Here is a 26,446-nt window from a genome sequence, read left to right on the forward strand (position 1 = left end):
AAGTACTTGTTAGATTTTATGCCAACGGGATCGCAGGCTGTCATCCAGCGCCCCAGGCCTTTTTAATTCCGTTTCGAGCAGGTCACGTATGAATTCAGGAAGTCGATACGATATATCCGTTCCAAGAGCAAGGGACGGATATCCCACGTTAAAGGTAAACATGTCGAGTGTTCCTACCACATATTCATGTTCATCATGAACCGGCTCGCCCTCAATATATATGGCACGGATTTTCTCATATGGAGGCGAATGGGGGTCATACTCCACATCCATACCATCCATGCACAATGTTCCTAAAATATCCCCACGAAATCCAAACCCGATAATCGGTTTACGTGAAAACTCTGACAACAGGGACTGCTCCAGAGCCTCCCGAATCTGAATTCCATTCAAGCATATTGTACAGGCATTAATGGGAGATGGACATAGGGAATGTAACATTCCCTTCGTGATATTCCCCTGCGGAAGATTTCCAAGGAGCTGCCCGGCGTTAACAAGAGACAACTGCGCTCCAGTGAACTGCCGAACTGCCTGGGCAAGCAATGACGCAAACGGTGACTCATGATCGTAATCAATGGTCAGCGTCCTGTCCGTAATAACGGCTGTTTGGCCCAGCGCACGCTCAGCTTCCGTCCGGTGTGTATCTATAGCCAGCGATACGCTTTCTTCGAGCAACATGTTCTGGACCGGAACACAGCCGCTGCTCACCAGTGTAAGTTCATTCGCTTCATATTCCCGATCCAGTACCACCTTACCGAGCCACTGGCCAAACTTGCCTGCCGCTCCAAGCACCGTCTGACCAATGATTAATGGTTCTTCCAGTACATGATGTGTATGTCCGCCCAGAATGACATCGATGCCCTGGATCTGTTCGGCCAATCTGCGATCTGTGGAAAGCCCCAGATGAGACAAAATAACGACTACATCCACCTGAGGACGCAAAGCTTCAACTTGCTCACGCAGCGTCTCTACCGGGTCCAATACATCCCAACCCAACAATTCATAAAAAGCGGTAAAGGGTGCTGTAGCACCAAGCAAACCGATGCGAAAAGGCCCCTTCTCCAAAATGAGAGAGGATTTCATCCAGACTGGTGGCAGGCCTGTAGCCTGGTCCACAACATTTCCACATACAACAGGACACAGAAGTCCAGAGTAAGACTGCGCCAGTTGCTCGGATGTAAATGTTAGTCCTTCGTTGTTTCCGATCGTTACCGCATCATAACCGGTCAGGTTAATGACATCCACGTTGGCTGCCCCCAGGGTACCCTCCGTCTCAACTGCCATCCGGTCCATATGATCTCCGATATCCACTACCAGAAATTCTCCAGCCTGTTCCTTCTCGTGTCCGATCATGGCGGCGATGGAGCTCATGGAGCCAAAATGACTATGGATGTCATTGGTGTGTAGAATCGTTAATGTTTGCGCCTTCTTGGTGCTCATCACACCGCCTCCCTCATATCGTCGATAACGTACATTCCTCTAATGGATAAGCATAACATTTTCCGCGTCGTTATGATATATTTATAGGGTTTAGAGATTAAAAAGAGGTGAGTAATTTCCATGAAATTAACAATTCAACTATTTGCAGGAATCGCTGAACGTCTGGGCACATCCCTGCTTGAATATGATTATCCCGGAACGGATCCAACTCCTATGCAATTAAAAGAAAAACTGGGCCTTGCTTACCCTGAAGCGGCTGCTCAAATACGTGTTTCTTTTCTAGCAGTAAATCAGCAGTATGCTTCTGCCGATATTATAATCAAGGCCCAGGATGAACTCGCCTTAATTCCCCCTGTATCGGGAGGAGATGGTTCCCATTTGAATGGTGACGGACATCGTTCTACCCATCCTGAGCATCGTACGGATGACGGATTATTCCTGATCACCCAGTCCCCGCTGTCCGTCGAAGCTACAACGGAGCTCGTCATTACGGCAAACCATGGAGCTGCCCTTACCTTTGTTGGCACCACCCGTGAAATGACCGGACAACAACGAACGGTTCATCTTGAATATGAGGCCTATGTACCTATGGCACTTTCTCAGATGGCAGCTATCGGTAGTGAAATCAATGAACGCTGGCCAGGCGTAAAATGTGCGATTAGCCATCGGATTGGGAAGGTAGACGTAGCAGAGATCAGCGTCGTTATTGCCGTTTCCTCCCCTCATCGCAGTGACTGTTATGACGCAAGCCGTTACGCGATTGAAAGACTCAAACAGAATGTACCCATCTGGAAAAAAGAAATATGGGAAGATGGTTCCGAGTGGAAAGGTCATCAACTAGGACCCTGGAACCCTACAGACAATTAAATAACTAGTCATTCGACCTGTTCGACGGGTGATGAAATTAGTAAATAAGTCGTTGTCAACCCATTTTTTTCTTGTTATTATAATCATATATGTCGATATTAGTCGAGGAAAAGGTGGTTTATACGTGAGAGTGCATGTTACTGATCTTAAAACTGGCGACCTGTTAAAAAATGATGTGTACAACAGTTCGGGTCTCCACATGCTGATGAAAGGTTCCACACTCAGCGACGATGATATTGCCAAGCTGCTGCAGCACGGAATCGATTACGCAGATGTAGAGCATACAACATCTGACCTCCACTCTGATGCACAAACCTTACCTTCCGATCAAACCCGTCTGTTAACTAACCTGTTTAACGATACGATCAAAGGTACAGAATCTCTGTTTGGACAAGCGATGGAGAAGGGTTTTATTGATGAGACTCAGGTCGATGAAATACTGATAACCCTAACGGGACAGCTTGAAAAACAAAAGGACGTTGTCTCCTTGCTGCTGATGCTTGACGGGGATAACGACTATACCTACAACCATTCCTTACAAGTCGGAATGCTCGCTTTTTATATCGCCGGCTGGATGGGCTACAATCCTGAGGAGTGTCTAACCGTGGCCAAAGCAGGATATCTTCACGATATTGGCAAGTCCAAGATTCCTTCTGAAATTTTACATAAGCCGGGCAAGTTAACGCCGGAAGAATTCGAAGAAATGAAGAAACATACGTTATATGGTTATGAGATTGTCAAAGAGTCCACTCAGGACGAGATCCTTGCAACCGTTGCCCTCCAGCATCATGAGCGCGAGGATGGAAGTGGCTACCCTTACGGACTGAAAGGTGACGAGATTCATCCATTTGCCCGTATAACGGCTGTAGCCGATGTGTACAGCGCGATGACGACTAATCGGGTGTATCAGACTAAGCAGGAATTAATCTCCGTGCTATGCGAACTGTACAGCCTCAGCTTCGGCCAGTTGAATGCTGAAGTTACGCAGGAACTCATCAAACACATGCTACCCAATTTTATTGGCAAAAGGGTTCTGCTCACAACCGGCGAAACCGGTCTGATTGTCTTGAATAACCCTGCGGATTACTTCCGCCCACTCGTTCAGACCTCTACAGCCTTCATTGATTTAGCGAAGGAAAGAGATGTAGCTATCGTTGAAATTTATATCCAGTAACCATTAGCATTTAGGTATGCGCAGCAGCAGTTAGAGTAACCCAAGCTCAAGAGAATTTCTTACACACTTATATTATTTGACGCAAAAAAGGGGAGCCGTTAAGGCTTCCCTTTTTGAATACCGATTTGTTCATATCATATTAAATAAAGAATGCTTTAGTGATGATAACCAACAGAATGAACAGTACCAAGATCGCACCCGTGTTTGTGAACATATTGTATCCGCCTACGCCGCCTACGTTGCCCCCACAGCCATATCCTACTTCGCTCATGTGATTGCCTCCTCTTCATCAGGTATACCCTAACATATGACGTTTGCGTTGGGATGAACCGGGCGAACTGGAAACATTCAATAAATGGTTGTCTGCCTGCTTTTGCCTAAATCAATCTTCACGTATACTCCTGATCTGTTCGTTAACTTGAGGAACTGGAAGAGACCTTGATTCCCTTCTCCTTACGATACATGATGACAAGTAATCTCCAAAAGTCATAACTGCCTGTTTCGTTCATTATATATGGTTGGTAGTAATGATAAGCTTCCTCAGCCCAAGACGGACAAGCCATACTGGAAATGCTCTTCTGCTGCTGAATCCAGGCTGACTGGGATTCCAGCATCTTCTCCATCGCTGTTAATCGTGCCCTTTCCTCCGTCGTCATTGGGGTCCCCTCCTGTCCTTCAACCGTCGAACTATATTCAGATTGCAAATATATCCCTGGATCAACAACACCATTTTCACTAGCCGTGTATCCATACGAAGGGGAGCTCGTTTTGCGTACCTCATAATGCACATGCGGACCCGTGCTTTCACCCGTGCTCCCCTGGTTGCCAAGAAGCTGTCCTTGTTTCACTTGCTGTCCAACTTTCACTGCAATTCTAGAAAGGTGAGCATAACAATGCAAGTAGCCCCTATGATCCTGTACTGCAACCGTAAGCCCGTAACCGCCGAATCCTGAGCCTGTAGCACCTTCCGCAGCAAAACGTACAGTCCCGTCCATAAATGCATGTATGGGCCCATTCCATGGCTCTGTGACGAGATCGATTCCACGATGAAATGTCTGACCGCCAGAAATAGGATGAATTCGATAGCCAAATGAACTCGTAATCCGATATCCCTTAAACGGATTTATGCTCATGTATTCACATCCTTTTCTATCATTAGATGCTTAAATCTAGTAAATGGCTTGTGCTATTGATCTTATTTTATTACAAATAAACCCAGGATAGAGCATCCCAGTTCGTTTCTACTGCAATAAAAAAAGATCGAGGGATAAACTCCCTCGATCTTTCTTGATATGCTATTTAGTTCACGTGAAACTGATTCAGCACAACTTTGCCACAATCAGAATCGACGTTTCGAAACGGGTTAGGGCAGTTGGATTAACCAATTGACCCTTCCATTTCAAACTTGATCAATCTGTTCATCTCTACCGCATATTCCATCGGCAGTTCCTTCGTGAACGGTTCAATAAAGCCCATGATGATCATCTGTGTTGCTTCTGCATCGGTCAAACCACGGCTCATCAGGTAGAAGAGTTGATCCTCGGACACTTTGGATACCGTAGCTTCATGCTCAAGCATGATGTTATCATTCATGATTTCATTGTAAGGAATCGTATCGGATGTGGACTCATTATCCAGAATGAGCGTATCACATTTGATATTGGATTTTGCGCCCTCCGCTTGGCGACCAAAGGAAGCCAGACCACGGTAGGTTACTTTACCACCATGTTTACTGATCGACTTGGATACAATCGTTGATGTTGTATCTGGAGCCAAGTGAATCATTTTCGCGCCTGCATCCTGATGCTGATTTTTACCAGCTACAGCGATGGACAGAACCGAACCTTTAGCTCCGCGGCCTTTCAGTACAACTGCTGGATATTTCATCGTCAGTTTGGAACCGATGTTGCCATCGACCCATTCCATCGTTGCATTTTCTTCAGCAACCGCACGTTTCGTAACCAGGTTGTAGATGTTTGGTGCCCAGTTTTGAATCGTTGTATAACGAACACGAGCATTCTTCTTACAGATGATCTCAACAACCGCACTGTGAAGTGAGTTCGTGCTGTAGATTGGAGCTGTACAGCCCTCTACATAGTGAACGAAGCTGTCTTCGTCCGCAATGATGAGTGTACGCTCGAATTGTCCCATATTTTCGGAGTTAATCCGGAAATAGGCTTGCAGAGGCACTTCACATTTTACGCCTTTAGGCACGTAGATGAAGCTTCCTCCGGACCAAACGGCACTGTTCAATGCAGCGAATTTGTTATCTGCTGGTGGAATAACGGTTGCGAAATATTCACGCAGGATTTCCGGATGCTCTCTAAGTGCAGTATCCGTATCCATGAAGATTACGCCCTGATCTTCCAATTCTTTTTGCATGTTGTGGTATACAACCTCGGACTCATACTGAGCCGATACACCTGCGAGGAACTTTTGCTCCGCTTCAGGGATACCCAGTTTATCAAAAGTTTCCTTGATTTCGGAAGGAACTTCTTCCCATGTTTTTCCTTGCTTGTCAGAAGCACGGACATAATACTGAATTTCGTTGAAATCCAATCCGTCAAGATCTCCGCCCCATTTAGGCATCGGCATTTTTTCGAATTGTTTCAGGGATTTCAAACGGAATTCCAACATCCATTCCGGTTCGTTCTTAATTTTGGAAATCTCCGTAACGACTTCTGCAGTCAGACCTTTACCGGTTTGAAAGATGGATTTGTGCTCGTCGCGAAAACCATATTTATACTCTTCCATTTCTGGTGCTTTTTTAGCCATCTTGCTCTACCTCCCTATCGTTATTGTACATTGTCCTCTTCGTCAATTCCTTTGCGTAAAGCATTCCAGGCCAATGTGGCACATTTGATGCGTGCAGGGAACTTGTTCACACCGGATAGGGCTTCGAGATCTTCATAATCGTCGAAATCGACTTCTTCCCCTTTCATCAGTGAGGAGAAACGGTTAGCCATGTCGAGTGCCTGATCCATCGTTTTGCCTTTGACTGCCTCGGTCATCATTGATGCCGAGGACATGCTGATGGAACAACCTTCCCCCGTATACTTGGCTTCCTGAACGATTCCGTCTTTCAGTAAAAGTTGCAGTGAAATCCGGTCGCCGCACGTTGGATTGTTCAAATTCACCGTGACAGCTTCATTATCAAACGTTCCGCGGTTCCGCGGGTTTTTGTAGTGGTCCATTATGACACGCCGGTACAGATCATCAAGTTGCATCGCCAAAATACTCCTTTGTCTGGATTAAGGCGCTGACAAGCCGGTCCACATCTTGTTCGTTATTGTATAGATAGAAACTGGCACGAGCTGTTGAACTGACTTCAAGCCAGCGCATCAGCGGTTGGCAACAGTGGTGTCCGGCACGAATGGCTACGCCACTCGCATCCAGCACAGTTGCCACATCATGCGGGTGTACATCACCGAGGTTAAATGTAACCACTCCGACATGACGCTTGGCTGGTCCATAAATGGTCAGTCCGTCAATCTCGGCCATACGTTCCGTTGCATAAGCTGCCAGCACACTTTCATGATGAGCAATCTCATCCATGCCAATCTGCTCCAGGAAATCGACAGCAGCGCCCAATCCAACCGCACCTGCGATAATCGGTGTTCCACCTTCGAATTTCCAAGGAAGCTCTTTCCAATTGGATTCATAGAGACCCACATCATCAATCATTTCACCGCCGAACTCAACCGGCTCCATGGACTCCAGCAGCGCCTTTTTGCCGTAAAGTGCACCGATCCCGGTTGGTCCGCACATTTTATGGCCGGATAATGCGTAGAAATCACAGTCCAGATCCTGCACATCCACCTTCATGTGCGGTGTGCTCTGTGCGCCATCCACAACGATGACAGCACCATTGCGGTGTGCAATTTCAGCAATTTGTTTTACCGGATGAACAACACCCATAACATTGGATACATACGCGATTGCTACAATTTTGGTATTGTTCGTAATCGTCTTCTCCACATCAGCCAAATCAATGTTGCCATCCGGCTGTAGCGGAATGTATTTCAATGTCGCTCCCGTTTCCTTGGCTACTTGCTGCCATGGAATCAGATTGCTATGGTGTTCCATCTGCGTAATAACAATCTCATCGCCTTCTTTGCAGACTGAGCGTCCGTAGGACGAAGCCACCAAATTCAGAGCGGTCGTTGTCCCACGGGTGAAAATAATCTCCTGTGTGCGCCGTGCGTTGATAAACTTGGCAACCTTCTCACGTGCGCCTTCATAAGCATCCGTTGCACGGCTTCCAAGCGTATGAACACCACGATGCACATTGGAGTTCTCAAATTCATAATAATGTTTAATCGCTTCGATTACAGCCAGCGGCTTCTGGGAAGTCGCTGCGTTATCTAGGTATACGAGCGGGTGTCCGTTGATTTCCTGGTGGAGGATCGGGAACTGCTCGCGGATAACCGGGTTCATTGTCCCAGTTTCCGTTCGATGAGAGACTGCAATTGGGTACGCAGTGCTTCCAAAGGAATATCCGCCACCACCGGAGCCAGGAAGCCGTAAATGATCAGGCGTTCCGCATCCGTACGGTTAATCCCGCGCGACATCAAGTAATGAATTTGCTCCACATTGACTTGACCTACAGAAGCCGCGTGACCAGCTGTTACATCATCCTCATCAATGAGAAGGATTGGGTTGGCGTCTCCACGTGCTTTCGGGCTCAGCATCAGTACTTTCTCTGTTTGCTGTCCGTCCGCTTTGGTAGCACCTTTCTCAATCTTCGTGATTCCGTTAATGATTGCAGAAGCCTCTTCACGCATAACTGCACGTGTAATCATCTGACTTGGCGTGTTTTTGCCAAAGTGACGAGCTTCTGTTGTGTAGTTCAGTTTTTGGGAACCGGAACCTACTGCGATAACTTTGGAATCGGAGCTTGAGCCGTTCCCTTTAAGAACCGTCATCGTGTTGCTAGCAGTATCACCGTTGTTCATCTCACCAACGATCCACTCAATCGAAGCGTCGTTCTCCACCACTGCACGGCGGAAAGATACGTCAGTAACACTTGTGCTCAGTTGGTGAACTGATGCGAAACGGACTTTGGCACCAGCTTTCACGAATACTTCCACAACACCGTTATGGAATACAGGTGAAGACAGTTCGCCAGATACATAGTTATCCACATAAGTAACGGAGCTGTTGGACTCAGCAACTACAAGCACATGCGGTGCAAATGTTGCAGTAGCATCATCTGTAAGCAGTACCGCTTGCAGCGGAACTTCAATCTCTACGTTTTTCGGAACATAGAGGAATACCCCACCGTTCCAAAGTGCTGCATGCAGTGCAGCAAGGGAATGCTCATCTGCTTTCACAGCCGTATTCAGATATGGTTTTACCAGATCGCTGTGTTCGCGAACCGCTGTAGCAAGATCCGTGAAGATAACTCCTTTTGCTGCAAGATCAGCAGACAACTTGGAATATACCGTACTGGAATTACGCTGGATAACCAGACTGCCTTCCGCTTGGTCCTTAACCAGATCTTTAATGGAAGCTGGTACTTCCTCAAGGGAAGCAATCGCTTCACTAGCTTTATACGTGCCGTACTCGCTGACATTCCAGCGTTCGATTTTTTGTTTTTCCAGTTTAGGAAGCGCAAGCCCACTTGCTAGCTTAAGGGCTTCGAGACGCTGCTCGGTCAACCAGCCGGGTTCATTGTTGCTTTCCGACAAGGCGCGAAGCGCTTCAGATTCAACCGGAAGAATTGTTTGTGTAGTCATTGATTATCCTCCTCCGTTTTGTCTTTACGCTTGACCTACAGTTTCGTCTGTGATTCCCAGCTCTTCCTTAACCCAGTCATATCCTTCAGCTTCCAGACGGTGAGCCAGTTCAGGTCCGCCAGACTTCACGATACGACCTTGCATCATTACGTGTACGTAGTCAGGAGTAATGTAGTTCAACAGGCGTTGGTAGTGAGTGATGATCAGGAAGCCGCGATCTTCGCTCTTCATTGCGTTTACACCGTTTGCTACGATTTTCAGAGCATCGATATCCAGACCGGAGTCGATTTCATCGAGTACTACAATTTTTGGATCAAGCAACATCATTTGCAGAATCTCGTTCCGTTTTTTCTCACCACCAGAGAAACCTTCATTCAGGTAACGGTGAGCAAACTCAGGGTTCATGTCGAGTTCTTTCATTTTACCTTCCATTTGGCGAATGAACTTGATCAGGGAGATCTCGTTACCTTCACCACGACGTGCGTTGATTGCGCTACGCAGGAAGTCAGAATTCGTTACGCCAGCAATTTCACTCGGGTATTGCATAGCCAGGAACAGACCTGCACGAGCGCGCTCGTCTACAGCCATATCCAGTACATCTTCACCATCAAGTGTAATCGTACCTTCTGTTACTTCATATTTAGGGTGCCCCATAAGTGCAGAAGCCAGTGTTGATTTACCTGTTCCGTTCGGACCCATGATTGCGTGGATTTCTCCACCTTTCATTTCCAGGTTGATGCCTTTCAGGATTTCCTTACCTTCGATCGTCGCTTTCAAACCTTCAATGACGAAATTCGTAGCCATGTGTATTGTTTCCCTCCATTGATTAAATTGATGTTTACTGTCGAAAACGAAAAAGCACCTATTAATATCTGAACAGGGCTTCCCCTGAATTTCTCCTGTACTCCAATCTCCAAAGCAAGAATCACTTTAGAATAATTCTAAACTGATTCTCAATGATTATCAAGTCATTTCCTAAGAACTCTTGTCCCTTACAGGAAACATTATTCTATCTGATTCTATAATAAAAGCCAGATTGAATCAAATGACAAAACTTCTACGTCATAAATAGACAGTGAGAAAAATCACAGGGATTCAATCTTTTATCAAATCTGATCCTCTCAATTGAAAAAGGACCTATCCATATCATGGACAAGTCCTTCCGATAAATAACATTACATTTTGAGCATCTCGTTAATCTTCTGTACCTGTTCGTCAAAATCCGCAACGTCCACCACCGGCGTCATTTCGCGCGGCACCGGACCATTCGGAATGGAAATCCATGAACGGCATCCGTTGTATTCCATCGGTTCCTTCAAACGGTACATTCGGAGTATCAATACGTGGAGTGGATCTTTGCGTTTCCACTTTAGGCGATCTTCGGCAAAATCCGCAGTCCACATATGAAAGTCAAGAAGTCGATCCAGCATCTTCTGATCTATGATCTCCAAATCCTGTGTCACTTCAGCATATGCTGTGAGACGGATCGTCGAAGCTTCAGGCACCCATTCGGCCAGTGATTCCTCAACATAGAAATGATCAGAGGACTTTATCAGTTCTTTACGCTGATGTTCATAAGTCGGATACAGATAGAACGCTGGACTTTTCAACTCAAAACGTCGGGTTTCCTCCACAATCCCGCCTTTACGCATCACCATAATCTGGCGATCCGTTTCCAGTGCTTTGATTGCGGAGGCCCATTCTTTTAACGCTGGTATCGTTGTGCCTATCATAAAGTTCTCCTCCCGAAGTCAGTCTTGTCAGCAGTATAGACGCTCGGCGTCATCCTGACAACGTGAAAGATCGGTTAGAGTAACTGGATGGTTTATAAGCCAACAAACTCGGTAAATGCGGATGGAATTAGCCCAAGAAAGAGCGCAGCATCCACATATGTTTCTCCAGATCAGCTTTGAAGCCTGTCAGCATATCAGATGTTGGTTGGTCTTCCGCAGCGTCTGCCACTTCAATACCTTCCTGGTACTCGTTCGACAATGTAGCAAAATCTTCGATCAGATTCTGTACCATTGTGTTGGCATCTTCGCCACCAGCTGCTTCCTGAATGGAGGAAATCTCCAGATATTCTTTCATCGTAGCCGCTGGGCTACCTTTGAGGGTAAGAATACGTTCAGCAATTTCATCCATTTGTACAGTCACTTCATTGTAGAATTCTTCGAATTTTACGTGCAGTGTGAAAAAGTTAGGTCCTTTTACATACCAGTGATAGTTATGGATTTTAACATACAGGACGTTCAGGTTTGCCACCTGACGATTAAGTACTTGTTCCACCGATTTTGCTTGATCTGTTTTGTTTTTTGTAGCCATCTTAATCCCATCCTTTTATTTTAAAATTAGTCTGACATTCACTATAAGCAGGGTACCCTGCCGTAAATGACAGAGATTTAACATTTCGGCACCACCCAGTGGTGGGGAGCCTTGTCGGCGGTATTTCTGTCAACCGTCCGGCCTATTTGTTTTTACCCGTACACCGGAAGTTCGAAACAAGTCCAGTATGGGCTGTCTCAAAAAAAGGGTACAAAATCACAGTTATTTCCGATATACTGACATATACCAAGCAAAGAAGTGGGTTTTCCTGTTTCTTCATATATATGGAGGTGGCATTCTTGTCCCAATATCACCCTTTTACACCCCAGGATGCAATCGAACTGGCCAAAACTTTACCGGGTCCGTTTGCGGCAGATGCGAATCTGGAATGTCGTGAGATCGGTGACGGCAATCTGAATTTGGTCTTCCATATCACGGATCAGAACTCCGATAAAAGTATCATTATCAAACAGGCTCTTCCTTATGCGAAAGTGGTCGGAGAATCATGGCCATTGTCTCTGGTACGTGCCAGAATTGAACGGGAAATCCTACAGGAAGAGTATCGTCTATGTCCGGGAATGGTGCCGGAAGTGTACCATTATGATGATGATCTCGCCTTAACCGTGATGGAAGATTTGAGCGATCATGTGATTATGCGTAAAGGCCTCATCGATGGCGGAACATATCCTCTTTTTGCACAACATATTGGGGAGTTCATGGCAAGAACATTGTTTTTCACGTCAGATCTTGGCATGAACCAGCAACTGAAGAAAGAGAAACAGGGCAGATTCGTCAATCCCGATCAATGTAAAATAACCGAAGATCTGATCTTTGATGAACCGTATCGCATTGCGGAGAAAAATAATTATGAGGCTTCCATTGAAGATGAAGCGGAAGCACTTCGTACAGATGGAGAACTTCATCTTGAAGTAGCCTTGCTGCGCGAGAAATTTCTCACCCATGGTCAAGCTCTACTTCATGGTGATTTGCACACAGGCAGTATTTTTGTCACACCTGAATCCACGAAAGTCATTGATCCCGAATTTGCCTATTTCGGCCCAATGGGATTTGATGTAGGAGCCGTGCTTGCCAATCTGCTTCTACATTACGCGTCGCTGCCAGGTCGAATTCAGGATCAGAAGGCTCTTCATGAGCGTGAAACGATTTTGCTGGATATGGTTCGTGACGTATGGACTGAATTCGAATCCCGCTTCCGTGGTCTGTGGAATTCCGATCTGGTTGATCCTATGGCTAAAGCACCTGGATATGAAGATCTTTATGTACAACAATTATTCAGAGACTCTGCTGGCTTTGCTGGCGCAAAAATGGTCCGTCGTATTGTTGGACTTGCGCATGTCGCAGATATCGATACGATTGAAGATGCGACACAACGTGAACGTGCTCAGCGAAAAGCGCTGGCCATCGGTAAAGCACTCATCAAGCATAATCGCAATCTGAATACCATTGGTGAACTTCTAGATACAGTAGCTACTGCGGTTACTTCTATTAAAGCCTAACTCAAAGAATGCATATGACTTAACTCAAGGAACGGAGGAACATCCATGACAACCCCTGAACATCAGCCTCTGTCCTCCCTTATATGGAAACAGGACAAGCTTGAAATGCTTGACCAGCGTCTGCTGCCTGAAACAATTCTGATGCTGAAACTGTACACCCCCGAGGAAGTATGGGAATCCATCCACTCAATGAAAGTACGCGGCGCTCCCGCCATCGGGATTGCTGCTGCATTTGGTGTCGTGCTCGGTGCCAAAGCATATGACGGACTTGCTGTACAAGGCTGGCTGGATCATGTCAAATCCATCTGTGCTCACCTTGCCACTTCCCGTCCAACGGCCGTGAACCTGTTCTGGGCGCTGGATCGTATGATGCAAAAAGCCAGTGACCTTGCTGAATCCGGTGCAAGCATTGAAGTTAGCAATGCTGCTCTTGAAGCGGAAGCACTTTTGATTCAAAAAGAAGACGAAGAAGTCTGCCGTCTTATCGGTGAAAATGCTCTTCCTTTGTTCGCAGACGGTATGGGTGTGCTCACACACTGTAATGCAGGCGGACTTGCAACCGCGAAATACGGAACGGCAACTGCACCGATGTACCTCGCTCACGAGCGCGGCATCAACCTGAAAGTATTCGCAGACGAAACTCGCCCTGTCCTTCAGGGTGCACGCCTTACAGCCTTTGAGCTCCAGCAAGCCGGTATCGACGTTACTCTGATCTGCGACAACATGGCAGGCATGGTCATGTCCAAAGGCTGGATTCAGGCAGTTATCGTGGGTACAGACCGCGTCGCTGCCAATGGGGATGTAGCTAACAAAATCGGAACTTATAGCGTAGCGGTCCTTGCCAAAGCGCACAACATTCCATTCTATGTAGCCAGCCCACTGTCCACCATTGACCTGTCTACACCATCCGGAGATCTCATTCCGATTGAGGAACGTGCTGCGGAGGAAATAACCGAAGGATTTGGCAAGCGTACCGCACCGCAAGGTGTGAAAGTATTCAACCCAGCGTTTGACGTCACACCTAACGAATATGTAACAGCCATTATTACGGAAAAAGGCGTCGTTCGCGCTCCTTTTAAAGAGAATCTGGCTGCCTTGTTCGCCAAGGATGAAGCTTAATTAGTGGAAACATGTTTTATCGTTTGATATAGAATGGTATATGTAAATTAAAGAGAGGGCTTCCCAGTAGGGGAGCCCTTTTTCATTGTTGAATTATTGATTATTCAGGGATTAGATCATCTTGAGCAATGCTTCTACACCCGTCATGCCAACCGTAATGCCCATAGCCTCGGCTTCCGTGGTCACCGACTCCATAGGTGCATGCAACAGCTGTTCCAATGTGCGCACACCAACCGCCCGAGCTGCAATAATTTTGCGATCCCCAAGCTTCTCGTTAAGTAATCCCACATCGAGTGCTCCGCACATGATATATCCTTTGGATGTATTAATCGTCAGTAATGTCGTTTTTGGCAGTTTTACCTCTACTCCGACCAGAACATGTTCTCCAACCACAATCGGCTCCATCGTCACCATAATTTCCCGATACACCTCCTCTTCCACAGGTCACGATAATTGTATGCCTCATTCTGGATAGCCGTGTGGACACCTGCCGTGTTTTGAGAAAATGTAAGTTATTTACGGATGAAATGAGTTTATTGCTTCTACAATGAGTGTTAAACGAGAAACGCAAAAAAAGAGGGCACTAGGCCCTCTTTTTTGACTTTATTTTGATTTATAAAATGTAGAAATAAGCTTGATTCCCAGGTCCTTTCACAACCACTGTGGATGTTAAATCACTCGCACCTCGTTTACGAATACTTGTAATCGAACTTAATTCCTCATTCGCAATTACTCTTGGATGGATATAACCAGCCAGATCCGGTTTGGAAACCGTAATTTCATTCTCCATATCAAAGATCTGTCTAACATCAACAGTCGATTGTATGTCCTTCCATTCATACACATAAAGGGTACACTCCAGGTATTCTCTTTCTTTAACGATAATGTGGCCATCCAGAACATCCACATATTTGACCTCAATACTCGAAACCACATCAGGTTTGGAAACAGACAGTTTCCCGGGTTGTTCTTCAAAATTCGGAACTTCAATAATGCTTGCTATATCTGCATTGGCTGAAGCTCTTACGTTGATCTCACTGTTTATATCAGGTGTAGACACGGCCAAATTCGAAATCCAGACTTCTTCATATAACTGTGAAATGGTTAGTTCACTAGCCAGAGTCATCTGTCTATCGACAGTAATCACTGAAGATATTTCAGGATGAGAAACGGTAATTCCCATCTCTTTTTCTTCGTTGCGACTTACTCTAACAGCTACCAAGCTTTCTTTATCTGCGACTGTGCGTATGGCGGTAATGATTTCGGAATTGAGCTCTGGATTCGAAACGGCAATCCATGACTCTTTCTCCTCCACCATATTTTCAGCTACCGAGATCGTCACCATCAGTTCTGCATTCAACCGCTTGGCTACAATCAGGTCTACATCCAGGTTAGGATGACTAACAGATATAACCTCAGGTAAATCATGATGTACATGGTCTTGATATCTGTGAACATACAACTCTGACGTTAGCCATTCAAGGCCAATATCACTGTGTACAGTTAACGTTGAAGCGACTTCTGTCCGACCTGCGCCATAAATAAAAACGGCACTTTCTATTTCGGTTCGACCGATCGAATAGATTTGAGAAGTGATATATTTAATTTGTAAAATCGGTGGTTTGGATGACTCACGAGTGTTGAAATAAATAGGTGTGGCATCACTTGATTGAATAATCAATCCCATATTCGGAACGCTTTGCTCTCTCCACATCTTCAGCAATTCCATCATATCAAACTCAACACAACGTTCAGTTGTATTGAGAATATAACCAGATGATAAAAGTTGAGTTGAATGTGGTCTGTTCGCATACGTTATGCCGTATTCACGCCATAATGTATTAGGCTGATGTAGTTCAATACGTGCATCAGGTGCCAGACTCCCCGTGTAATACAATTTCAACTTGGCTTCTTCAAGATATAATAGATCAGGTATTCTGGCATCCAGATCACCAAAACTTACGAAGGATTCAAACTGCTCTATTTCATCTCTACCAATCATCATACGCTGCGTGTCACCAAAGTTGAGTGTCTGCAAGTGAGGCTGACTTCGCGTTGTCGCATCGGCAATCGGCTCTAGTTTCATTACGACACGCGGTGCTTCCAATAACTCATATTTACCATATGCACGGTTATGTGGACGAACGGAGAGCGTACCTTCAAGATCTATTTTAGATGCTGCTTGGATGGATGAATCCAATTCTCCTTGCCCTCTGTACATGATAGAAAGATTATTGGTCATCTCATGTGTACGTCTGACGCGGACAGATACACTTGAGGACATATCAGAAGCTAATCTTGTCGCAGCTATTAACGATGCAGATAAATCTTCGTCCACCTGATTGTATAGAATATACTTTGCAGCAAAACGATTTTCTGGACTTTTTATATGTATATAACTATCTAATAGAGTCTCCCCGTTTAGGATTTTACTCACTTCCTGTCTCATTGTATTGAGAGCTACACCCGGTCTGCGGTGACCTTCATCTCAAAATTACCATTAGGATTAGGCTTCGCATGGATATCAGTTGCAATTCGAATATAAAAATCAATGCTCTCATCAGGCTGAGTTAGACCGTATATCAGATAGTCGATCGGAAGAAAAGGATTAGCCTGTCTGGATAATTGGACTTCTACACCCTCGGTTTCAAATTTCTTATCCATCTCCAGGTAAACATTATCTACGGCATATCCAAGCAGATTTTTAATTCTAACTTTCTTCGTTAATGTCGTCTGTCCAGCGATGATCACACCATAATCAAGTTGCTTCAAAATACCGCCAAATGTATCGGACAGAAAGTCTCCCGACTCATCCATAAACATTAATCCAGAATACGATCCTATAAATTTGGTTTCCCAATAGTCGATGACGCCCCAGTAATCCTGGAACTCAACCTTCAACGTGTTTTCGGCACCAAAATTAACTTTCCTCTCGTCAATGCCAATATCGATATTAAACGGCGAGGACATTAATCGAGTGAACCCCCCTTCCTCTGGATAATATAGTTTACCGTTCAATAACACGCGATATTTGACTTTACCCTGATCTGCATCTTCCAGCACACCCTTTAGCTTGTTACCAGAGAAGGTTACGTTGATCGTAGCTGTAGTATTCAGGAGTTGCAGAGACATATCTTTGAACTCGACTCCATTACGGGGCGAGCCCATCACCATCATCACTTCATCCAATGCATAGGCATTTTCATAATGCATACTACTGTCAAAGTAATAGGCAATTCGGGTTAAACCTGTTAAGTCCTTCTCAGGGATAGCGTTGAGTGTATCCAGACTCATCCCCTTTCTCTTGAACAAAGTTGAATTTGTAATATCCATTTCGAACCACTTATTGAAACGATACGTCTTCCATGTTAGCCCGGAGTCAAACGATGCAGCCATTTTCAATATGCCCTCAGCAGAGGTTGGGACTACTTTCGTAGCAATAATTTTTTTCACATCTCCATACAAAGCAATATCAGATGGTTGCACAATTAATTGTTCGAAAGGCAACGCATTGTACGTTAACATCATGTCGCTATTTCCTGCAATAACGTCTTCATCATTCGTCCACGTAACCACGTCAAAATCTCCCTCAAGTTCATCCAATGGGGAGTAGTTTGCAGTGATATTTAATTCGGCTGATGTTTTGGATGGGTCATCTGTGTAATACAAAACATCGACACTATCGCCTAGTTCGTCATATAGGGTAAAAGGTTCAGTTTCGATTGTGATCGTTGATTCTGTTTGATTGGGATCGTCGGTGTACTCAATGATTTTGATTTCCTTGTCTTCCCACTCTTCTTTCAGAGTAAAAGGTTCGGTTTCAATGTTGAAGGATACTTCTGTTTTTGTTGGATCGTCAGTATAATTACACAATTCCACTTCTCCTTGGAGCTGTGACCATGAGGACTCGGGTATGATTGAGATGTCGTCAATTCCATAAGTTAGGTAGTCTTGTTCTGTGGGACTCTTGGATACATCAATCCAAGAATTTGCACTGTAACTGTAAAAGGAATTATTGAAATTAACTAACGTTTTTTTATCGATTTCCCAAGCATAAGGTAAATATCCTGTAGGAACATTATATACGAAAGGCGTACCGCCAAAATTATAAGTCATTATTCTAGTGGCATTAATTGCTCCCGCTCTGAAATGAGGAAATACTTCACCCAACCCAGATAAATCATTATGAGATGTACCCACGTAAACACCGTTTTTATAAAATCCCAATTTTCCACTATCTAAATCTAGTGCTATACCTACAACATCACCGTAAGCGATTCTTGTTCCATAAGATAAATTCTCAGGATACTTATTACCATCGTTGCCATAGTAACCTCTAAAATTAACGTTTGTCTCTACTCCGCCGCCGCTTGATGGTATTGTTTTATTGGAAATTCCAACAAAAACATTATAACTGTTCGAACCCACCTCGAATTTGACCTCCCAATACCATTTCCCTTTTGACTTTCCAATGGTCGCCCGAACACCAGCATAAGAAGATGTGTTAGTTACCGTTAGGTTGTTATTACTAAAAACATTAGATGTAGAGGAATCATTAGGATTAAGTGTAACAGTAGTAATTGCCATTTTCTTTTATCACTCCTTTCTAAATTATTAATCATACAATCATTTCATATAGTCATGTGATTGATGCTTTCTTAATTGGTATCTTAGCTGTATCAATTTTTTGTTTGAAAACTTTTCCTGAACCAAGTGTGATTGATGTTGGATTGACAAAGATTCTAGTTGAGAAACTAATGTCTAATCCAATAGATTCAGATTTACTCATACCGTGAGATAAGTAAGCCGTTTCAGCATTATTTAATTTTACATTTTTCAAGTAAGCCCCTTGATTAGAACAACCCATTTTTATTTCCTTTATTAGTACTCCGTTGCTGGAGTTGTTATTTACAGCATTTATCCTATACATCTTATACTTTGCTTTATTACCAATAATAAATGATCTTGTCTGTGTAGTATTCCAGTCTATAACATTTCTTCGTGTGTCTAATACAGTCCAATTCGTTCCATCATTTGAACCTTCAAAAGTCCAATCTTTGGGAGACATGGTGTAATTAGCATCCGATCTTCCTGTGATTGTATACCTGTCAATTATAATTGGACTATTGAAATCGAAGCCAATCCATCCAGACATCATGGTTGCAGATATCCAAGCAAATTGATGATCTGATGTAATTGTTTTTTTATCAAATGCTTGCCATGCAGGGTAACTTGCATTCTCATCACTACGGATGACACTTCCTAAAACAGTTACATTACTTGTCAGTGCAGGAATAATATCGTCAGACTCAGGATATTGAGTAACACTATAATATTTATCTTCTGATGAAATCAAGAATTTATCAGAATAAAAGCTGTTGTAAGGAATGTATCCAGATGGTAGATTGTATTTAAAAGGCGTAGCACCAAAATTAGCAGTATAACTGGCGCTACCTCCATTAGAACCTACCCCTATTTTTACACCATTGCTAAGACTAAGTTTGCTATTTATGCTGGATACCTTTCCTTGGCTAACCCCATTCTTCCAAAACTCCAACTCATTATTGTCACAATCAATCAAAATACTAATCGTATCACCAACACCATAATTAACGCCATATGGAAATGATGCTTGTGAGCGGAAAAAATTACCAGTATAACCATACAGCCCTGTTATTTGATACGACCACAATCGATTTCCAGCAAGATGTGTAGCTGGCACTATTCCAATCATAAAGTAGATTCCACTTACAACAGTAATCTCTGTATAAATTTTTCCAGTATTTCTAACTAAAGATGATAGTGCATTTTTATCTAACGCTGGAGTTAAAGCTGTTAAATCACCATTACTTAAAACTACGCCTGTACCAATATTTACCTTATCCCAAGTAACTAGCACCTTATCCAAAAAATCATTCTCCTTTTTATGAAAGTTAAACATTTCTTTTAAGCGAAATAAAAAGAAGCAGAGTATATGAAACTCTACTTGTCACCTTAAACAATATCTTATTTGTTTTACGCTTAGACAAGTCGATAACGTGTTCATATGTCTTTCCTGATCCGAGTTCTCGACCTTCACGCTAACATCTACCACACTGGAATAGGTGTTAAGTTCTACGGCAGATACACCATATAGATGTGTTCTTCATAAATTTAGCCAAGCGTAATCTTATCAACTCGGCGTTTTGACATATCAATTGTGTGTTCAAATGTTTTCCCTGAAGCAAGCGTAGAAGAATTACTTCTGTATAATTTTATCTTATCTGCTATTTCAGACAAGTTTCCAATATCTATTCCTTCTTTCAAAAATGTAGATTCATCACTATTAGTAAGCAGTTTCAATGTAGATGCTCCTAACTCCATCATTTCCATTTCACCTATGCTTACATATGAGGTGTCACCGTTATTAGAGGTTACATTGATACGATACGATAAAAACTTCGTTTTATTTTTGAATACATATGATCTTCTTTCTCCTGTTGACCAGTTGGTTTCATTTGTTCGCGTATCCAAAACAGTCCAATTGGTTCCATCATTAGACCCTTCAAATGTCCATGTTTTTGGCGTTCTTGTTGTGCTGTTATCGCCAGATTTAATAGTATATGCTTGCACCAAGATTGCCAACGGGAAGGTGTATTTCAACCAACCAGTTATAGCATTTGACAACCATCCGTAACTGTCATTCACCCTGTCGAATGCTTTCCATGCATAATAAGAAGAATATGTTGTACTTGCTTCTACTGTGCCTGATGGTATTGTATAATTCGTCATAGCTGGAACTAAATTTTCTTGTGGTGAACCTTGCTTAACACTAACTACTTTATCACCATATGAAAGTAAGATTTTACTCATAATCGGAACGACGACTTCATTATAGATTTCCAGTTCATCTATTAGACCCGTAAAATACAGTCTAGCATTCGAAAGACTAGATGCACCAATTACTAGATTTGTGCTTTGTGCTGTCGTTTCAATAGCTGTTGCTGTAGATGTTGCAACAGGATTTTTCATATCATCTACATAAATCTTGGCTGTATTGGTATTTGTAGTACCATCCCAAGTAAGAAGAATGTCGTGCCATTGGTTGTCACACACTGAATTTGGAGAGCTAAAAGCAAGTCTAAATACACCACTCGTACCCTTACAGCTAACCCAAGTAATTAATCCAGTATTGCCCGTGACCGATATTCTATCTCCATGATTACCACTACTACCTAATTCATTTGAAATAATATATTCATCGCTTAATGGATTTCCATTTCTCTTAAATTTAAATCGGATACTCTTTCTGCCTAAAGGTATCACTCGGCTATTAAGCTGTATTAAACCGGCGCCATCGAATGACCTTGCGTTTCCACTCACACCTGAAACAATTGATGTTCCTGTTACTGTAGATGTATTTGTTCCCTTTGAGTCCAATACTGTACTCGTGACAGTTTCATCAAATTTAAACCATGATACACCATATTTATCCATTAAGTATTTTGTATAAAGAGCATTGTAATTAACCAAATAAATGTCTCCTTTCTTTAAAATCATTATTTTAAAAACAAAAAGAAGTAGAGCGCCCAGCTCTACTTCACACTTACACTTGTTATTTCAAAATACTTTTTCAAATCGACACTAACCTTAAATATCTTGCCTGATCCTAATGAACCATTAGCAGACATACTCGCAACGAAACCTTTGTTTTTCCTATCTAATACAGAAAGATCATCCATTCCGTCATTAATAAAAGTGTTTTCTGAAGGCAAAGTTGCGGATATTGTCTTCCAGTTTCCAGTAATAGTGTCGAATTTTTTATATGATCCATCATGATTAATGAATGTTCTGTTCATCGGTAGAGATTCAATTTCCAAGACAGGGCGATAAATATTTGAACCGCTCGAACCAGTTGCCTCGAAGGAAGAAACAGAACTGCTTCCTCTTCTAATCCGATTGACACTGTTCACACTTGATGTACTCGTAAGGCTTGTAGCTCCGCTCCAATTCCAAACACTGTTATCGCCAGCAGTTATTTTTCCACCCAACGTAGAGCTGACAATATATTTATCCCAATCATTATCTTTGTCTGATGCATTTATTCCACCCGTTAGAAGCCTGAGATTGATTTTAAACCTATTATCTCCAAAATCTCTATTAACACCAAAAATCAAACCATCGTTATTAAGAGAATCCCACGATATCGATGACTGAATGTTCCTGTCGGCTATAAGCACCTTTTTCCCATTATATTCGTCGACCATAATGAAGTAAAAATCTCCACTAGGTACACTTGATGGTGTCGTAGGTAGCATATTTGAAGTCTCTTTGCCTAAGTTTCCAAACGCACCAGTTTTACCAGAAGTAGTAACAACGTAATTGCATCTGATTCGCTTACCAATTTCAAGGTCTGAGATATTTGTTACTTCATCTGGATGGAATAATCGTCCTGTAGAATCAATATCTATAGCATCGAGAGAAAACCAGCTTCCACTAGCAGATGAAATCTTCACATCATGATAACCCAAAGATAGATCAGTTTTCTCAAAAACCATGACTTGAGTAACCGCCGATGCACTTGTACAGTTATAGACAAATGATTGTCCATCAATCATAATCGTCCTGTCTCCACGACTTGCCGTTTTGTAGTCGATTACCCTAATTTTTGTACCGTAGAATCTAAACGTAAATACATCATCTGTAGTGGGTGTTTGTTTCTCCAAGATGGAACCATTCCAGTGAGAAGCACCCGTAGTCCTAGTCCATCCAGCACCTCCAACCTTAACAGATGTCTCGTCGTACCGTTTCCAACCTACGTCTGGTGTAGTCAGTTGGCTACCAATTGTTCTGGTTAAATATCCATCTTCATCAACGTCAATAGCATCAAGCAACAGAACTTTTGTGTCCATTGTTTTAATCAGGACGAAATGTTTCCCTTTGGTTAACCCAGACAAATGAAAAACAAGAGCTTTTGTCCGGGAGGTCGCAGAATCTTCATTAATCGTTCCTACAACTTCTCCATCAATAATGACCTGTGCAGTTGTTGTTCTACCACTATACAAACCGCCAATAATTCGTAGCTTTGTACCGAAGAATGTGAAGCTCATAGTAGAGCCATTAATTGAAGTATACTTTGCGCTTCCACCATAGTTACCAGCAAGTGTTTCTGTTGACCACGTACCCGTGTAGACAATCACTTCATTTGTATCATCACACCTTTGCCATCCACTTTCTGGTGATGATAATTGTTCTCCTATAGCTACCATAGATTTTTACACCTCCCTGTATTCAAATACTGGACGGAAACCAATTTCTGCATTAGCCGTAGAAGATGTTGCGCTATATCCAACCCGCTTTAATGTGGCTTGTATAGCACTAGATTGAATTTTGCCTCTTCTCATTCTGCTAGATGAAGTTGCACTACTTGCGCTTCCATCTATAGCCGCCAGTCCAGTCACAGGTGTATCTTTGCACCAAGTACTAACTCCTACAGACCAATTAAATACATCGTCCAACGTCTTCCCCACTTGAATTTTATTAAGTGGAAAATTAACTATGTATTTATCCCACTCATTAACAATAGGCCATGCTCCATTACCTAAGTCGCCACTTAGAAGCTTTTCCCCATTTACATCAGCGTAAGCTACACCACCACTAAGTGAACGAAATCTCCCCTCAACTGCATCCTTCAATTCCAACTCGGACAATGCTACATAGTCTGTATGTCCATGATTCAAAGTTATATTTAAACGATAACAAATATAACTTTGTTTATTATTAATTACATATGTTTTTTTCTCTAAGGACGAGTTCAGAGTCTCATCCACTCTATTATCAAGCACCTCCCATCTCGTTCCATCGTTAGAACCTTCAAATGTCCAACTTTTCGGATTAACTTGAGCGGTAAGTTGAGCAGTATCAACTCCAGTAATAATGTATTTAGTTACTACCCTCCCTTCCGAAAATCTATATTGAATCCATCCTTGGCGAGCGTTTGCCTGCCAGAATTTATTCCCATTTGCTTTATCAAAAGCCTGAAATGCAAGGCGATTATTATTTATTTCACTACTAGCACTTGCTACACCATAAGGGGCAGTATTACTAGTCATTGTTGGTGTCAAACCAAAAGAATCCCATGACGTCCCTTCAATTAATTTCCCTGCATTCAGCGCATCCCATGTAACCGAATTAAATATGACTCGATCAGAAATTAAAAGTCCCTTATCCACTTTTACAAAATAAAAACCACCAGATTGTCCTGAAATTGAATTGAAACCAGTAAAAGGTATTTCATCGGTTCTAGGATAACCGATATCGTATGCGAATGATGCTGATAGTCCTGATGAACGCAGAGCACTACATGAAATATAATCCCCAACTTCCATATCTCTTATATTCGATCTCAATTGACCTGTCGTTGCTGGTGCCGGCATCTCTTTTACCCCCTTCCCACTTTAATCGCATCCATTTTTTTGAACTTGGTTCTTTTAATCTTTTTTGAAACAATGAGACCACCAGGGGGGCTCGATACCATATCCATCTTATCTCTGTATGTTCTCTTTAAAGACAGGAAGCCAGCTTCACTTTCAACAAACTTATTATTGTATTTCCCCGGAACTTTAAAATCATCTATGTAAAAATTAGAGTCTTTCTTCTCAGCGATAATTTCAATTTTCAACTTGACGTACTTTGCAGGAGCATTATGAATAGTGCCATCTGTACGCGCTTCTTCATATGTACTCCAATTAAAACCATCCTCAGATGTACTCACATACTGCTTGTACGTGGCTCCACCAGAAACATCAATAGTACCAGCGATACCTTTTAATGAAGTTATCTTGTCCTGAATCAGAATCGGCATAGACTCCCAGAATCCAAAGGCAGGATATATCGGATTTCCATCTGCGTCTTGTCCTAGCTTCCTTAACTTTAATTTCTGATCCTGGAAAACTGTATCTTGGAATACCCCCACTGATAAATCGATATTCAATGCTATTTCCTGAATTGCCATTCCCCCACCACCTTTATAATATCGAATTCAAATCAGCGAATATCCCAGTTGATGATTCCCGCATGGTTAGCCTTCAACGGAGCTTCTATCTGATCTATTACAAATCCGTTCTTTCGAATAACTAATCGTCCAGGCAGATCCTGGTTGGAAGAAATTTTCATCTGAAAATATACATTTTCCTTTAATGGCAGGGAACACACGCATTGAAAATTAATCTGAACATCGTTCAAACTCATCGATTTTTTGTAACCAAAGTTAAAACATTCGATCGTGTTTCTGAACGTTCCCGAATTCGCAGTTCCTGAATATCCACTCATATTAGCTTCTGAAGAACCATTTTTGAATTGAATGATGTCATTATATAGAAAGGTTCTTCCGGTTAACGGATACTCTTGATCTTCACATACGTAAGATACGGAGTAACGATCGGCATTAATGTGAAAGACACCATTTGCAACGTTATAGTAAACTTGAGAGCCTTGACCTAATAATCCGAAAGAAACCAGCTTGTCTTTGTTAATCTCATAGAAACTATGCCATTCTTTTGTTTGTAAATCGAATTCACTTAGATATGTTCCATCATAATAATCAGCAACCCATACATAAGCTTGAGATACAAGTGAGTGAGTATATTGCGTATTACCTAGAATCAAAATGTTCCCCCCCCTTATATTAAAAAGAACAGGCTAATTTAGCCTGTCCTCATAAGTGTTTCTTTCTTACACATACCGATAGGAAATACGTTTCTTGAACTGTTGCTTGCCACTTCTTGCATTTAACGGTACTTCACATTGGATGGAGAGTGTCACGTAGTTTCCCGCTGCATCTTGGGGATTCCCATTGTTACTCACACCCAGAATTTCTTTTACTCCTGGTGCCATTGGTGTTGCGTAAGCTTTTCCCGTATAATCCTTGGTTGTTTTACCAGTAGTTCCAATGGGTTTGGAAAAGCTTTTACCTACTCGGGAACTCTCTTGATCCAGGTCTGTCTCGTTCAATGAATCGACCTGAACGTGGAACCAGTTATTTTTAACAACTTCAACTTCGTTACCTACAGTATCTCCAGTACCACCACTCATGTCCCGAGTCGTAAATGTGCAATCTTCCATTTTGGACACATCTGACTCACCATTTCTATTGTTCCACACGTTAAAGATGTATGGTCGGCTTTTGGAATCCGCATCAATGACACCGTAGTCAAACGGCGCCGTAATCTCCTTGCTGTGTGTAGCATTCATCCATGTAATAATAGGTTGTGTCATCGTATCTATCTCCC

Annotated in this window: 24 protein-coding genes; 4 read left to right on the forward strand and 20 right to left on the reverse strand. The window is 42.8% G+C overall.

What is annotated here, in order from left to right; translation table 11 throughout:
- Positions 1-9: 9 nt before the first annotated feature.
- Positions 10-1,440 (reverse strand): bifunctional metallophosphatase/5'-nucleotidase, encoded by a 1,431-nt coding sequence (locus BUA17_RS13965; protein ID WP_072733989.1) that lies wholly within the window; start codon positions 1,438-1,440, stop codon positions 10-12.
- 120 nt (positions 1,441-1,560) lie between these two features.
- Here BUA17_RS13965 and BUA17_RS31875 point away from each other — a divergent pair, with 120 nt between their 5' ends.
- On the forward strand, positions 1,561-2,307 hold the full coding sequence (locus BUA17_RS31875; protein ID WP_063564292.1) for a molybdenum cofactor biosynthesis protein: 747 nt from the start codon (positions 1,561-1,563) through the stop codon (positions 2,305-2,307).
- 124 nt (positions 2,308-2,431) lie between these two features.
- On the forward strand, positions 2,432-3,481 hold the full coding sequence (locus BUA17_RS13975; protein WP_063564291.1) for an HD-GYP domain-containing protein: 1,050 nt from the start codon (positions 2,432-2,434) through the stop codon (positions 3,479-3,481).
- A gap of 139 nt (positions 3,482-3,620) precedes the next feature.
- Here BUA17_RS13975 and BUA17_RS31465 read toward each other — a convergent pair whose 3' ends face one another.
- The 9 genes from BUA17_RS31465 to BUA17_RS14015 form a co-directional block, all read right to left on the reverse strand.
- On the reverse strand, positions 3,621-3,752 hold the full coding sequence (locus BUA17_RS31465; protein ID WP_211754048.1) for a YjcZ family sporulation protein: 132 nt from the start codon (positions 3,750-3,752) through the stop codon (positions 3,621-3,623).
- Between the two features lie 142 nt (positions 3,753-3,894).
- Positions 3,895-4,614, reverse strand: coding sequence for a M23 family metallopeptidase (locus tag BUA17_RS31880; protein WP_072733990.1), 720 nt, complete (start codon positions 4,612-4,614; stop codon positions 3,895-3,897).
- Positions 4,615-4,858: 244 nt separating this feature from the next.
- The gene (gene sufB / locus BUA17_RS13985; RefSeq protein WP_024629097.1) at positions 4,859-6,256 is read right to left on the reverse strand and encodes a Fe-S cluster assembly protein SufB; all 1,398 of its coding nucleotides are present in this window, start codon (positions 6,254-6,256) and stop codon (positions 4,859-4,861) included.
- A 20-nt stretch (positions 6,257-6,276) separates the two neighbouring features.
- The gene (gene sufU / locus BUA17_RS13990) at positions 6,277-6,708 is read right to left on the reverse strand and encodes a Fe-S cluster assembly sulfur transfer protein SufU (RefSeq protein WP_063564289.1); all 432 of its coding nucleotides are present in this window, start codon (positions 6,706-6,708) and stop codon (positions 6,277-6,279) included.
- Positions 6,698-7,918: a cysteine desulfurase gene (locus BUA17_RS13995; protein ID WP_072733991.1), complete on the reverse strand. Its 1,221-nt coding sequence runs from the start codon at positions 7,916-7,918 to the stop codon at positions 6,698-6,700. The genes sufU and BUA17_RS13995 overlap by 11 nt, the downstream gene beginning before the upstream one ends.
- On the reverse strand, positions 7,915-9,219 hold the full coding sequence (gene sufD / locus BUA17_RS14000) for a Fe-S cluster assembly protein SufD (RefSeq protein ID WP_063564287.1): 1,305 nt from the start codon (positions 9,217-9,219) through the stop codon (positions 7,915-7,917). The genes BUA17_RS13995 and sufD overlap by 4 nt, the downstream gene beginning before the upstream one ends.
- A gap of 24 nt (positions 9,220-9,243) precedes the next feature.
- Positions 9,244-10,023, reverse strand: coding sequence for a Fe-S cluster assembly ATPase SufC (gene sufC, locus BUA17_RS14005; RefSeq protein WP_063564286.1), 780 nt, complete (start codon positions 10,021-10,023; stop codon positions 9,244-9,246).
- A 371-nt stretch (positions 10,024-10,394) separates the two neighbouring features.
- On the reverse strand, positions 10,395-10,952 hold the full coding sequence (locus tag BUA17_RS14010; protein ID WP_072733992.1) for a DUF1802 family protein: 558 nt from the start codon (positions 10,950-10,952) through the stop codon (positions 10,395-10,397).
- 127 nt (positions 10,953-11,079) lie between these two features.
- Positions 11,080-11,541 carry a Dps family protein gene (locus tag BUA17_RS14015; protein ID WP_063564284.1) on the reverse strand — a complete coding sequence of 154 codons (462 nt, stop codon included), beginning with the start codon at positions 11,539-11,541 and terminating at the stop codon, positions 11,080-11,082.
- 299 nt (positions 11,542-11,840) lie between these two features.
- Between BUA17_RS14015 and mtnK the strand changes: the two genes are divergently transcribed.
- Positions 11,841-13,058, forward strand: a complete 1,218-nt coding sequence (gene mtnK / locus BUA17_RS14020) for an S-methyl-5-thioribose kinase (RefSeq protein WP_072733993.1) — start codon at positions 11,841-11,843, stop codon at positions 13,056-13,058.
- 45 nt (positions 13,059-13,103) lie between these two features.
- Positions 13,104-14,177 (forward strand): S-methyl-5-thioribose-1-phosphate isomerase, encoded by a 1,074-nt coding sequence (mtnA, locus tag BUA17_RS14025; protein WP_072733994.1) that lies wholly within the window; start codon positions 13,104-13,106, stop codon positions 14,175-14,177.
- Between the two features lie 111 nt (positions 14,178-14,288).
- On the opposite strand, the gene BUA17_RS14030 is transcribed toward mtnA, so the two are convergent.
- The 10 genes from BUA17_RS14030 to BUA17_RS14075 form a co-directional block, all read right to left on the reverse strand.
- Complete coding sequence (locus tag BUA17_RS14030; RefSeq protein WP_017689545.1) at positions 14,289-14,591, reverse strand: YunC family protein; 303 nt, start codon at positions 14,589-14,591, stop codon at positions 14,289-14,291.
- Between the two features lie 199 nt (positions 14,592-14,790).
- Positions 14,791-16,614, reverse strand: coding sequence for a DNRLRE domain-containing protein (locus tag BUA17_RS14035; RefSeq protein ID WP_211754049.1), 1,824 nt, complete (start codon positions 16,612-16,614; stop codon positions 14,791-14,793).
- A gap of 23 nt (positions 16,615-16,637) precedes the next feature.
- Positions 16,638-18,764 (reverse strand): SPRY domain-containing protein, encoded by a 2,127-nt coding sequence (locus tag BUA17_RS14040; RefSeq protein ID WP_072733996.1) that lies wholly within the window; start codon positions 18,762-18,764, stop codon positions 16,638-16,640.
- A gap of 52 nt (positions 18,765-18,816) precedes the next feature.
- Complete coding sequence (locus BUA17_RS14045; protein WP_244552168.1) at positions 18,817-20,076, reverse strand: discoidin domain-containing protein; 1,260 nt, start codon at positions 20,074-20,076, stop codon at positions 18,817-18,819.
- A gap of 254 nt (positions 20,077-20,330) precedes the next feature.
- Complete coding sequence (locus tag BUA17_RS14050) at positions 20,331-21,689, reverse strand: LamG-like jellyroll fold domain-containing protein (RefSeq protein ID WP_072733998.1); 1,359 nt, start codon at positions 21,687-21,689, stop codon at positions 20,331-20,333.
- A gap of 62 nt (positions 21,690-21,751) precedes the next feature.
- On the reverse strand, positions 21,752-23,425 hold the full coding sequence (locus BUA17_RS14055; RefSeq protein WP_072733999.1) for a hypothetical protein: 1,674 nt from the start codon (positions 23,423-23,425) through the stop codon (positions 21,752-21,754).
- A gap of 6 nt (positions 23,426-23,431) precedes the next feature.
- A complete protein-coding gene (locus BUA17_RS14060) occupies positions 23,432-24,592 on the reverse strand; it encodes a discoidin domain-containing protein (RefSeq protein ID WP_072734000.1) in 1,161 nt (386 codons plus the stop codon).
- A gap of 5 nt (positions 24,593-24,597) precedes the next feature.
- Positions 24,598-25,170, reverse strand: a complete 573-nt coding sequence (locus BUA17_RS14065; RefSeq protein ID WP_072734001.1) for a hypothetical protein — start codon at positions 25,168-25,170, stop codon at positions 24,598-24,600.
- 32 nt (positions 25,171-25,202) lie between these two features.
- Positions 25,203-25,823 (reverse strand): hypothetical protein, encoded by a 621-nt coding sequence (locus BUA17_RS14070; RefSeq protein ID WP_072734002.1) that lies wholly within the window; start codon positions 25,821-25,823, stop codon positions 25,203-25,205.
- A gap of 66 nt (positions 25,824-25,889) precedes the next feature.
- Entirely contained in the window at positions 25,890-26,432 is a 543-nt protein-coding gene (locus BUA17_RS14075; protein WP_072734003.1) for a hypothetical protein, read from the reverse strand.
- Between the last annotated feature and the right edge of the window lie 14 nt (positions 26,433-26,446).

Source organism: Paenibacillus sp. ov031 (assembly GCF_900143165.1).
GTDB lineage: Bacteria > Bacillota > Bacilli > Paenibacillales > Paenibacillaceae > Paenibacillus > Paenibacillus marchantiae.